The sequence below is a fragment of the Roseateles sp. genome, from assembly GCF_039929605.1.
GTDB lineage: Bacteria > Pseudomonadota > Gammaproteobacteria > Burkholderiales > Burkholderiaceae_C > Pelomonas.
Genome location: NZ_JBDSQX010000174.1, coordinates 45,068 through 55,791, shown reverse-complemented (window position 1 = coordinate 55,791; position 10,724 = coordinate 45,068). Strand labels below are relative to the sequence as shown.

Here is a 10,724-nt window from a genome sequence, read left to right as displayed (position 1 = left end):
GCCCTGCGATGCTCGGAGCCCGAGGCCCGCGCAGAACTCCCTTCGCTACGCTGCGGTCAAACAGCTGCGCGGAGTCAGTTGACGAAGTGCGCTGTGCGCACGCCTCGCCGTTCTGCGCTTCTCGGCTCCTCCAAAGGGGTCCGTTGAAACAGCCGAACAGCCAAGTAGGGCGGGTCGCATAGCAGCCCCGCCCATGGATGAATCCCTCAAAGTGCTGATGCCATCTACCGATGACTTTGAGGTGCGTGCATGAGGGCGCTGGGATTGGGGCTGGCACTGTTGGCTGCGACGCAGGCCCACGCAGCGCCCGAGCCGCTGCCACGACATGGTGTCGTCATGTTCTCCAACCTGTGCGTCAGCCCTCAAAGCGGGGACGTCTACGGCTTGCGCCTGACGCTGCGGCGCATTGGTGATGTGGACGATCTGATCTTCGAGCTGGAGAACGAGCCGCCCCAGCGTATCTGGCCGGTGCAGATCAAGGGCGATACGCTCAGCTTCACGATGCCCAAACCCTACAGCGGGGCCGGCGTGGTCGCGCATCTCGCGCGGCGTGGCGAGGCGCTGCAGCTGGACGGCCCGGTGCTCAATGCCGATTCGAAGGACCACTTCGAGTTGCGCCGCCTCACCAACTTCGGGCGCGGCCTGCCGAATTGCTGAGTCGGGTAGGGCGCTGCGTCGCTGACGGGCTTGCAAGCTGGCGCTCCGGCAGGGCAGGAAGACCGCGTGATCGACACGCTGCTATCCGCCGGGCCGGCCTACGACGACCCCTATCTGCCACTGCGCGGCGGCCGACTGAAATTCGAAGCATCTGAACCTTGTGCACGCGCTTCGGTACCCACTGAGCATGAACGCGGGCCCATCGGCCCGGCATGCAGGGCCTGCGAGGGCCAAGGAGAAATGGTTTGATGAACACGAAGATGACCCGCAAGGGCTTTCTCGGCGCCGCCTCGGGCGGGACGGTATTGCTGCTGCTGCAGGCCTGCGGTGGCGGCGGGAGCGACTCCGCCGCCAGCCCAGCGCCGACGAACGGCCTCAGCAGTTGCAGTTCCACCGGTGCGGCGATCTCCGGAAACCACGGGCACTCGCTGTCGATCCAGGCGGCAGACCTCAATTCGACGAGCGCGCTCAGCTACAGCATTCAGGGCAGTGCAAGCCACGCTCACATGATCACGCTCAGCCCGACGCAATTGGCGTCGTTGAAGGCGGGGCAGAGCGTGACGATCACATCGACGACCGACTCCTCGCACGATCACAGCGTGATGATCACCTGCGCGTGATGTCTGGCGGCCGGCGCGCAATGCGTCGTTCAACCGGCGCGTCGCCGGCCCGACACGGGGGATAGGTTTTTCAAACGCGTTTTTTCGTTCCCGTGCGCCCGAACATGGCAGAAAGCGGCACCCGACGCGTGTGCGTCGGCCTTGCGGGCGGCTGAAGCCTGTTCGGCGTTGACGACGCAGCCGAAAATCGGCTTTCCGGGTGTGGTCCGAGGGTCATCCGTAGCAAACAATCCGCTTCCATCGGGCCCGCACTCTCTTGGACGCAGCTGGGTAGGGCGGGTCGTCTGCCCCCCCGGCAATCGAGGCCGACGCCTGGAGCGGCGTGACAGACGGCGGGTCGCACCCGCCCTACCTCAACCCCGTCACCTGCGCCTCCTTCGGCGCGCTGATGACGTAGTCCGCCGTGAAGCGCTGGCTGGCGCCCGCCGCCAGCGGCAGCTCCCACAACACCAGCCCCGGCTGCTTGCGCCAGGCCTGCGTGGTCGGCGCCGGGCTGAACTGGGCCTGCACCTTGATGTCCTCGTGCTGCGACACCGGAGCCGCTTCGATGAGTTGCAGCGTTACCGGCGCCGTGTGCTTGTTCTCCACAACCCAGGCGCGCGCGTAGCGGTGCTCGGCGCGCGCGCCGATGAAGCCGGTGTTGGCGGCGTTGCGCTGCTCGGGTTCGATCTGCACGCGAACCGCGTCGTCGCGGCCGAAGGGCAGTTCCAGGCGGTCGTCGCTGCCCGCGACATTGAGCGTGCTGCTGCCCACCAGCGCGCCGTCGCGCACCAGTTGCAGCGCGCCGCGCGGCCAGGCGCCCGCAGGCTTGGCGGCGTCGGCGACGAGGTAGGCCGCAGCCTCGCTCTGCGGCTGCACGCGGGCCAGCACCCTGGCTTGCAGCTTCTCGCTGCCCAGCGCCAGGCTGGCGCGCTGCGTTCCGCTGTCGATGTTGACGCGCAGCGGCAGCGCGAACTCGGTAGCGTGGCTGCCTTCGAACACAGACAGGTTGATACTCTCCACCACCTCGTCCGCATTCTGTTTGATGAGCTGGGCGGAGGAGAGGCTGGCCCGTTGGCCGGTAACGACAACCGTCTCGGGTGCTGCCAACGCAGGCGCCGAGGGCCGTGTGGAAGCCAGGTCGAGCTTCCACGGCCAGGGCGGGTTCTGCCCCACCTTCTGCGCCACCTGCGCCGTGGAAAGCCGCAGCTTCACGTTCTTCCAGTCCTCGCCGCTTTGCTGCGACACCTGGGCCAGGCGCTCTAGGTTGAGCGCGCCGCTGGCCGTGTCGAGCAGCGCCCGGTAGCTGGGTGCCCAGCCGGCCTGGGTGACGCGGTAGTTCAGCTTCAACTCGGCCTCGCGGGCCGTGGACAGCCGCAGCCGCAAGCTGCGCCACTGCGGATTGGCGGCGGCCACGCGGTCGCGCTCGCCTTTGAGCGGCGCAATCTGCGTGTCTAGATCGGCGATCTGGCGGGCCAGTTGGGCCTGGCGCAGCAGCGCTTCGTGGGCTGTCTTGCGGATGCTGTCGGCGGTGGCGGCGATGCCGGTGGCTGGCGTCGAGCGCGCCTCGCCCGAACCCAGTGCCTTCAGGTAGCCGAGGCTGGTGTCCAGCGCGGCGGACTCGGCGGCGAGCAGGTCGCGCTGGCCTTCTAGCTTGCGCAGGCTTTCGTCTATCGCACTGGTCGCGCACTCCGGCGCGCGCTCGCGCGGCAGCGTCTCCAACTGCACCGGCCCGAGGTTGACGCCAGCGGGCGCGTCGATCTGCAGCGAGTCGGGGTCGAAGCGGGCGGTCAGGCAGTTCAGCACCAGCTCACGCGCCCCGGCCGCTACGGCGGCCAGCCGCGTGACCTGGGCGCCGCCGGGGTAGACGAGGACTTCGTCGATGCGGGACTGGGCGTGCCCCACGACAGGCAGCAGGCAGGCAAGCAGGGCGGAGGTGGAGCGCATGCGGGTTTGCCGGGGAGTGAGAGGGGTCGCAAAGGTAGCATCCCGCCTATGACCGACAACCGCAAAGCCTTGGTGCTTTTTTCCGGCGGGCAGGACTCCACCACCTGCCTGGCCTGGGCGCTGGACCGCTTCGCCGAGGTCGAGACGCTGGCCTTCGACTACGGCCAGCGCCACCGCATCGAGCTGGACTGCCGCAACACCGTGCGCGCCGAGATCGCGCGCCAGTTCCCGCACTGGGCCGGCAGGCTGGGCGCCGACCATCTGCTGGACCTGACCCTGCTCGGCCAGATCAGCGACACCGCGTTGACGAGTGAGCGCGCCATCGAGCTGCAGGCCAACGGCCTGCCCAACACCTTCGTGCCCGGCCGCAACCTGCTGTTCCTCACCTTCGCCGCGACGCTGGCCTACCGGCGTGGCGCCAGCGTGCTGGTGGGCGGCATGTGCGAGACCGATTTCTCCGGCTACCCGGACTGCCGCGACAACACCATGAAGGCGATGCAGGTCGCGCTCAGCCTGGGCCTGGACACGCCCATGACGCTGGACACGCCGCTGATGTTCATCGACAAGGCCGCCACCTGGCGCTTGGCCGAGCAGTTAGGCGGCGAGGCGCTGGTGAAGCTCATCGTCGAGGACACCCACACCTGCTACCTCGGCGAGCGCGGCCAGCTGCATGCGTGGGGCCACGGCTGCGGCCACTGTCCGGCCTGCGCGCTGCGGGCGCGTGGTTTCGAGCAATACAAGGCGCAACACAAGGCTGGCGCATGACCGCCTGGCTCAATTGGCCGACGGCCGGCGTCGCGGCGGCGGCGTTGCTGTTCTTCTGGGGCATCGGTGCCTACAACCGGCTGATGTCGCTGCGCAACGCCATCGGCGAGGCCTTCGCCCAGCTCGACGCCCATCTGAAGGAGCGCGGCGAGGTCTGCGACAAACTGCTCGCCGCCGTCGCCCCGCGCCTGCCCAGCGAGCAGGCCACCTTCGACGCACTGGCGAGCGCCCAGGCCGAATCCCAGGCGGCTACCCAGGCCGTGCGCACCAAGCCCTGGGCGCCGGACCCCGCCGGCAGCCTGGCCGTGGCCGGCGCGCTGCACGCGGCGGCACTGACAAGGCTGCTGTCGCTGCTGGACCACCAGGCCGAGCTGCGCAGCGAGACCGAGATCGACGCGCTGGTCAGCGAGCTGAAACTCATCGAACGCCAGCGCGCCTTCACCCGCCAGGTCTTCAACCAGGCCGTGGGCCAGTACAACGAGGCACTGCACCAGTTCCCGACACGGGTGCTGGCCAACCTGTATGGGTTCAGCGAGGCGAGGTCGTTGTGAGCCCCTCGCCCAGCCCGCTCCCGCTGAACGCGGGCGGGCTGGTCGGTCTTGCAGACCGCGCTGCGGCAGTGCCGCAGCCCTTCGGCAGGCACATCGCGCCCACTGGGCGCAATGTGTCCGGCCTCAGCCCCCGAGGGGACGGCGATGCTCGCGGGGGATGCCCCGCTCGCACATCGCCTAGCGGGCCGGCTTGGGAGCGGCCCGGCGCTCGGGCCAAATACACAGCCACATTCGGCAGGGAATCGGACTCTTGGTTGCCGCTGCGATCAGGCGTTCTTCCTCGGCATCAGCGACAAGAACTCCCGCCGCAGATTCGGGTCCGTCAGGAAGGCGCCGCGCATGACGCTGTTGGTCATGGCTGCTCCGGTGTCCTTCACGCCGCGCCAGTGCATGCAGAAGTGGTCGGCCTCCATGACGACGGCCAGCCCGTCGGGCTTCACACGCGTCTCCAGTTCGTTGGCCAGCATGATCACGGCCTCTTCCTGGATCTGTGGGCGGTTCATGATCCAGTCGGTCAGGCGCACATACTTGGACAGGCCGATCAGGTTGGAATGCTCGTTGGGCATGATGCCGATCCAGACCTTGTCGATGACCGGGCAGAGGTGGTGCGAGCAGGCGCTGCGCACGGTGATCGGCCCGACGATCATCAGCTCGTTGAGGCGGCTGACGTTGGGGAACTCGGTGACCGTGGGCGGCTGGACGTAGCGGCCGGCGAACACCTCGCGCACGAACATCTTGGCCACGCGCTTGGCGGTGTCCTGGGTGTTGTGGTCGCTGTCGGTGTCGATGACCAGGCTCTTCAGCACCTCCTGCATCTTGGCCTGCACCTCGGCCTGCAGCGCATCCAGTTCGCCGGGCTCGATGTAGCCGGCGATGTTGTCGTTGGCGTGGTGGCGGCAGCCGGCCGACACGAGGCGGTAGCGGATGCGCTCGGAGACGGGGAGGTGCGGAGCGTCTGGGGCGGGGGCGTTCATGGGGGCGGATTCTCCGGGCAATGCGCACTTCTACACTGAAGACATGTCCCAAAGCCCTCAGTCTGGCACTCCCGCCGGCAACCTGTCCGCCCCCTTGCACCGGCTGCTGTCCCAGGCCGCCGACGCCGTGCAGGGCGTGCGCGAGGGCAAGTCCCTCACCGAGCTGCTGGGCCGCGTGCCCGCCGACCTGCGCCCCGGCACGCAGGCGCTGGCCTTCACGGCACTGCGCCGGCTGGGTGGCGCCGAGGCCGCCCGCCAGCAGCTCGCCCCCAAGGCCCCGCCGCCGCGCGTGGATGCGCTGCTGCTGACCGCGCTGGCCCTGCTCTGGCCCGACCCCGAGCCGGCGTACACCGACCACACGCTGGTCGACCAGGCCGTCAAGGCCGCCAAGCAGCGCGCCCCGGCCAGCGCGGCCTTCGTCAACGCCGTGCTGCGCCGCTTCCTGCGCGAGCGGGATGCCATCGTGGCCGCCGCCGAGCGCAGCCCGCTGGGCGCCTTCAACCACCCGGCCTGGTGGGTCGAGAAGCTGAAGGCAGACTGGCCGGCGCAGTGGCAGGCCATCCTGGCTGCCAACAACCGCCCGCCGCCGATGACGCTGCGCGTGCATGCCCAGCGCAGCACGGCCGCCGCTTACGCCGAGCGACTTGCCGGCCTCGGTATGAGCGCGCAGACACTGGGTGCGCCCACACCGCAGGCCCTCGTGCTCGACAAGCCGGCGCCCGTCACGGCGCTGCCGGGGTTTGCGGAGGGTCTGGTCAGCGTGCAGGACGCCGCCGCCCAGCTCGCCGCGCCCTTGCTCGTCGGCACCGGCCTGAAGCCTGATGCTCGCGTGCTGGACGCCTGCGCGGCGCCCGGCGGCAAGACGGCGCATTTGCTGGAACTGCAGCCCGACCTCCAGCTCACCGCGCTGGACGCCGACGCCCAGCGCCTGACCCGGGTGCAGGACACCCTCAACCGCTTGGGCCAGAGCGCCACGCTGAAAGCCGCCGACGCCCGCCAGCCCCCCACCTGGTGGGATGGCATCCCGTTCGACGCCATCCTGTTGGACGCCCCCTGCAGCGCCTCCGGCATCGTGCGCCGCCACCCGGACGTGCGCTGGCTGCGCCGGCCGGACGACATCAACGCGCTGGGCCGCATCCAGGCCGAGCTGCTGGACGCGCTCTGGCCGCTGCTGGCCCCGGGCGGCCGCCTCGTCTATGCCACCTGTTCGGTCTTCCGCGCCGAGGGTCAGGCCCAGCTCGACGCATTTTTGCAACGCCAGCCTGCCGCCAAGTCCCATGCCGTGCCTGGGTTCACGGGTCACCTGCTGCCCGTGGCCGAGAATGCGGAACGACCCCAGCCGACCCTGGACGGCTTTTTTTACGCCCTGATCACGAAACCCTGACTTGTTCGCCCGCATCGCCATTGCTGCCTTCTTCGCCTTGCTGCTCGGCTTGTTGCCGGGCGCAGCGCGGGCCGATGGCGTCGAGCTGGCCCAGCTGACCACACGGCGCGTGGACGACGGGCTGGAGCTGAGCTTCACGACCCGCTTCGAACTCGGCCGCCTCGCCGAGGACGCGCTGCACAAGGGCGTGCCGCTGTACTTCGTCGCCGAGGCACAGGTGCTGCGCAACCGCTGGTACTGGCGCGACGCCCGCATTGCCACGGTTGATCGCACGTGGCGCCTGGCCTGGCAATCGCTGACGCGCCAGTACCGCATCTCCAACGGCGGCCTTCACCAGAGCTTCGCCACGCTGGACGAGGCGCTGAGCGTCATCCGCGGCATCAGCAACTGGCACATCGCCGAGCCCAAGGACATCGAGGACGGCGGCAGCTACTACCTGGAGTTCAGCTACAAGCTCGACGTCACCCAGCTGCCCCGCCCCATGCAGATCGGCCTGCAGTCGGGCTTTGCGCTGAGCATCGAGCAGAAGCGCAACTTCGCACCCGATTTCACGCTGAGATGACCAAGGCGTCGCGTTGGGGCTGGGTCATCACGCTGGTGACCCTCACGGGCGTGGCCGGCGTGCTGGCCTTCGTGCTCATCGTCGGCACCACCTCCGACCGCGGCTTCTTCGAGCGCCACTACCACTGGCTTTACTGGGTCAACGTCGGCGTTGCCGCGGTGCTGACCCTGGTCATCCTGACCGCCGCCGTGCGTCTGTTCATGCGCGTGCGCAGCGGCCGTTTCGGCAGCCGGCTGCTGCTCAAGCTCGCCGGCATCTTTGCGCTCGTCGGCGTCGTGCCCGGGTTGATGATCTACGCCGTCTCCTACCAGTTCGTGAACCGCAGCATTGAGACCTGGTTCGACGTGCGGCTGGCCAGCGCGCTGGAGGCCGGCCTCAACCTCGGCCGCGGCACGCTGGACGCGATGGTGTCCGACCTCGGCGCCAAAACCCGCGACGCCGCCGAGCAACTCGCCGAGACCACCACGCCCCAGCTGCTCGCGCTGGAGCGCCTGCGCGAGAAGCTCGGCGCCCGCACCGTCGCCCTCGTCGGCGGCAACGGCCAGATCCTGCTGGAGGGCGGTGGCGACGCCCGCCAGTTGACCCCCGACCGACCCAGCAGCACCATGCTGCGCCAAGCGCGCGGCGGTGGCGTGGCCAGCCAGCTCGAAGGCCTGGAAGACGAGGCCGCGGCCCTGCAGGGCGGCGCCCAGATCCGCGCGCTGGCCCTGCTGCCCAACACCGAGCTGCGCCTTGGCCTGGGCGAGCGCTACCTGATGGTCATCCAGCGTGTGCCGGCCAGCACACTCAGCAACGCGCTCGCCGTGCAGACGGCCAACGGCGAATATCAGCAGCGCGCGCTGGAGCGCGTCGGCCTGCGCCGCATGTACCTGGGCACGCTGACGCTGGTGCTCATCCTCGCCGTCTTCGCGGCCCTGCTGCTGGCCGTCACGCTGGGCAACCAGCTCGCGCGGCCACTGCTGATGCTGGCCGACGGCGTGCGCATGGTGGCCCAGGGCGACCTCTCCGTGCGCCCCGTGCTCGCGTCGCGCGACGAACTCGGCGGCCTGACGCGCTCCTTTGCCGACATGACCGGCCAGCTCGCCGACGCGCGCGCCCAGGTCTCGCGCACCGTCACCGAGCTTGACGCCGCCCGCACCCACTTGCAGACCATCCTCGACAACCTCACCACCGGCGTCCTCGTCTTCGACACCCACGGCCACATCGAGACCGTCAACCCCGGCGCCGCAGGCATCCTGCACCTTCCGCTGGCCACCTACGCCGGCCGCCCGCTGGCTGACGTGCCAGGTCTTGCCGACTTCTCCGCCGCGCTGGCCCGGCGCTTCGAACAGAGCCTCAGCAACGACGGCGCGGGCGACATGGACCGCGAGCTCTGGCAGGAATCCTTCGAGCTGCAGCTCGACCCCAAGAAGCACGCGCTCACCTTGCTCGTGCGCGGCGCGCCGTTGCCCTACGGCGCCCGCCTCGTCGTCTTCGACGACATCTCCGAGGTCGTCTCCGCCCAGCGCTCAGCGGCGTGGAGCGAGGTCGCACGCCGCCTCGCCCACGAGATCAAGAACCCGCTGACGCCCATCCAGCTCTCCGCCGAGCGCATGCAGCACAAGCTCGAAGCCAAGCTGGAAGGCGCCGACCAGGCCATGCTCGTGCGCTCGGTCGCCACCATCGTCAACCAGGTTCAGGCTCTCAAGCAGCTCGTCAACGAGTTCCGCGACTACGCTCGCCTGCCGTCCGCGCAGCTCAAACCCCTGGAGCTCAACGGCCTCATCCACGAGGTGCTCACCCTCTACGCCGAGGCGCAGGAAAAGGGGCACCTGCTCACCGATCTCGCGCCCTGCCTGCTCCACATCAAGGGTGACGCCAGCCAGCTCCGCCAGGTCATCCACAACCTCGTGCAGAACGCGCTCGACGCCGTGCATGACCGCCCGGACGGCCGGGTCGAGGTGCGCTCGTCGTTGTCATTAACCGAGGCCGGCGCGCCCCGCTCCGTGCGCCTGCAGATCGTCGACAACGGCCCCGGCTTTGCCGAGAAGGTGCTCAAGCGCGCCTTCGAACCCTATGTGACGACCAAGACCAAAGGCACCGGCCTGGGCTTGGCCGTCGTCAAGAAAATTGCCGACGAACACGGCGCGCGCATCTCCTTGCGCAACCGGCATGCCGCAGCGGATGCAGGGGCTCCTGCCGATGACGGATTGGAGCTGCCCGTGACCGGTGCGCAAGTTTCGATATCATTTTCAACTCTTGCGCCCGCCACCGAGCCCGGTGGCGCGAGCGCCAGGACTTAAGGATTCATGGCCACGATTCTTGTTGTCGACGATGAGCTGGGCATTCGCGCCCTGCTGTCAGAGATCCTCAGCGACGAGGGGCACACCATCGAGCTTGCCGAGAACGCCGCCCAGGCGAGGGCGGCGCGCGAGCGCTCGCGCCCCGACCTTGTGCTTCTCGACATCTGGATGCCCGACGTCGACGGCGTCACGCTGCTGAAGGAATGGGGCGGCGCCGGCCTGCTCACGATGCCCGTCATCATGATGAGCGGCCACGGCACCATCGATACGGCGGTGGAGGCCACCAAGTTCGGCGCCATCGCCTTCCTCGAAAAGCCCATCACGCTGCAGAAACTGCTGCGCGCCGTCGAGCAGGCGCTCGTCAAGACGGCCCCGCCGCGCCCGGCGCCGGCCGCTATCGGCCTACCCAGCTACTCGCGCCCCGAGCCCTCGTCCGGCCTCAACCTCGGCATGACTCCCACGCCTAGCCAGGGCGTCGGGCTGTCGGGCCACCTGCCGAGCGGCGTCAACAATAGCCACGCGTTGGCCTCTGAGCAGACGTTCGAACTGGATCGCCCGCTGCGTGAGGCGCGCGACGCCTTCGAGAAGAGCTACTTTGAGTTCCACCTCGCCAAGGAAAACGGCTCCATGACCCGCGTCGCCGAGAAGACCGGCCTGGAGCGCACCCACCTCTACCGCAAGCTCAAGCAGTTGGGCGTCGACCTGAGCCGCAACAAGCGCGGGGCTGGCGTCTGACCTCCAACTTGTGCTAAAGTCGCGGACTTCGCTAAAACAGCGAACAAGACAAAGGCCTGGTAGCTCAGTTGGTAGAGCAGCGGATTGAAAATCCGCGTGTCGGTGGTTCGATTCCGCCCCAGGCCACCAAAACGCTGTTCCAGGGAATCCCAAGAGGTCCCAGGAAGTCCAAAAAGCCCTAGAGAATCAACGCTCTAGGGCTTTTTTGCGTCTCAAGCGGTTGCATCCGATCCCTTGAGTTCTTCCAATCGCAGGAGTAACTTTGGCA

10 protein-coding genes and 1 tRNA gene are annotated in these 10,724 nt (G+C 68.6%); 9 read left to right on the top strand and 2 right to left on the bottom strand.

Annotation, left to right across the window (positions count from 1 at the left end; translation table 11 throughout):
• Positions 1–249: 249 nt before the first annotated feature.
• Positions 250–657, top strand: a complete 408-nt coding sequence (locus ABIS05_RS23740) for a hypothetical protein (protein ID WP_348013733.1) — start codon at positions 250–252, stop codon at positions 655–657.
• Positions 658–905: 248 nt separating this feature from the next.
• The gene (locus ABIS05_RS23735) at positions 906–1,277 is read left to right on the top strand and encodes a hypothetical protein (protein ID WP_348013732.1); all 372 of its coding nucleotides are present in this window, start codon (positions 906–908) and stop codon (positions 1,275–1,277) included.
• Between the two features lie 348 nt (positions 1,278–1,625).
• Here ABIS05_RS23735 and ABIS05_RS23730 read toward each other — a convergent pair whose 3' ends face one another.
• The gene (locus ABIS05_RS23730; RefSeq protein WP_348013731.1) at positions 1,626–3,203 is read right to left on the bottom strand and encodes a DUF4139 domain-containing protein; all 1,578 of its coding nucleotides are present in this window, start codon (positions 3,201–3,203) and stop codon (positions 1,626–1,628) included.
• A gap of 48 nt (positions 3,204–3,251) precedes the next feature.
• Here ABIS05_RS23730 and queC point away from each other — a divergent pair, with 48 nt between their 5' ends.
• Both queC and ABIS05_RS23720 read left to right on the top strand, forming a co-directional pair.
• The gene (gene queC, locus ABIS05_RS23725) at positions 3,252–3,968 is read left to right on the top strand and encodes a 7-cyano-7-deazaguanine synthase QueC (RefSeq protein WP_348013730.1); all 717 of its coding nucleotides are present in this window, start codon (positions 3,252–3,254) and stop codon (positions 3,966–3,968) included.
• A complete protein-coding gene (locus ABIS05_RS23720; RefSeq protein WP_348013729.1) occupies positions 3,965–4,519 on the top strand; it encodes a LemA family protein in 555 nt (184 codons plus the stop codon). The genes queC and ABIS05_RS23720 overlap by 4 nt, the downstream gene beginning before the upstream one ends.
• A gap of 266 nt (positions 4,520–4,785) precedes the next feature.
• Here ABIS05_RS23720 and folE read toward each other — a convergent pair whose 3' ends face one another.
• Complete coding sequence (gene folE / locus ABIS05_RS23715) at positions 4,786–5,493, bottom strand: GTP cyclohydrolase I (RefSeq protein ID WP_348013728.1); 708 nt, start codon at positions 5,491–5,493, stop codon at positions 4,786–4,788.
• Between the two features lie 43 nt (positions 5,494–5,536).
• Here folE and rsmB point away from each other — a divergent pair, with 43 nt between their 5' ends.
• The 5 genes from rsmB (at position 5,537) to ABIS05_RS23690 (ending at position 10,585) form a co-directional block, all read left to right on the top strand.
• Positions 5,537–6,877 (top strand): 16S rRNA (cytosine(967)-C(5))-methyltransferase RsmB, encoded by a 1,341-nt coding sequence (gene rsmB / locus ABIS05_RS23710; protein ID WP_348013727.1) that lies wholly within the window; start codon positions 5,537–5,539, stop codon positions 6,875–6,877.
• Between the two features lies 1 nt (position 6,878).
• Complete coding sequence (locus ABIS05_RS23705; protein ID WP_348013726.1) at positions 6,879–7,439, top strand: DUF4390 domain-containing protein; 561 nt, start codon at positions 6,879–6,881, stop codon at positions 7,437–7,439.
• Positions 7,436–9,721, top strand: coding sequence for an ATP-binding protein (locus ABIS05_RS23700; RefSeq protein ID WP_348013725.1), 2,286 nt, complete (start codon positions 7,436–7,438; stop codon positions 9,719–9,721). The genes ABIS05_RS23705 and ABIS05_RS23700 overlap by 4 nt, the downstream gene beginning before the upstream one ends.
• Positions 9,722–9,727: 6 nt before the next feature.
• Positions 9,728–10,456 carry a response regulator gene (locus ABIS05_RS23695; RefSeq protein WP_348013724.1) on the top strand — a complete coding sequence of 243 codons (729 nt, stop codon included), beginning with the start codon at positions 9,728–9,730 and terminating at the stop codon, positions 10,454–10,456.
• Positions 10,457–10,509: 53 nt separating this feature from the next.
• Positions 10,510–10,585: transfer RNA gene (locus ABIS05_RS23690), tRNA-Phe, on the top strand.
• Positions 10,586–10,724 lie beyond the last annotated feature (139 nt).

What these genes read in the sequence shown, in the direction of transcription:
- ABIS05_RS23740 (WP_348013733.1), top strand. Translation starts at nt 250, where the DNA reads ATGAGGGCGCTGGGATTGGGGCTGGCACTGTTGGCTGCGACGCAGGCC.
- ABIS05_RS23735 (WP_348013732.1), top strand. Translation starts at nt 906, where the DNA reads ATGAACACGAAGATGACCCGCAAGGGCTTTCTCGGCGCCGCCTCGGGC.
- ABIS05_RS23730 (WP_348013731.1), bottom strand. Translation starts at nt 3,203, where the DNA reads ATGCGCTCCACCTCCGCCCTGCTTGCCTGCCTGCTGCCTGTCGTGGGG.
- queC (WP_348013730.1), top strand. Translation starts at nt 3,252, where the DNA reads ATGACCGACAACCGCAAAGCCTTGGTGCTTTTTTCCGGCGGGCAGGAC.
- ABIS05_RS23720 (WP_348013729.1), top strand. Translation starts at nt 3,965, where the DNA reads ATGACCGCCTGGCTCAATTGGCCGACGGCCGGCGTCGCGGCGGCGGCG.
- folE (WP_348013728.1), bottom strand. Translation starts at nt 5,493, where the DNA reads ATGAACGCCCCCGCCCCAGACGCTCCGCACCTCCCCGTCTCCGAGCGC.
- rsmB (WP_348013727.1), top strand. Translation starts at nt 5,537, where the DNA reads ATGTCCCAAAGCCCTCAGTCTGGCACTCCCGCCGGCAACCTGTCCGCC.
- ABIS05_RS23700 (WP_348013725.1), top strand. Translation starts at nt 7,436, where the DNA reads ATGACCAAGGCGTCGCGTTGGGGCTGGGTCATCACGCTGGTGACCCTC.
- ABIS05_RS23695 (WP_348013724.1), top strand. Translation starts at nt 9,728, where the DNA reads ATGGCCACGATTCTTGTTGTCGACGATGAGCTGGGCATTCGCGCCCTG.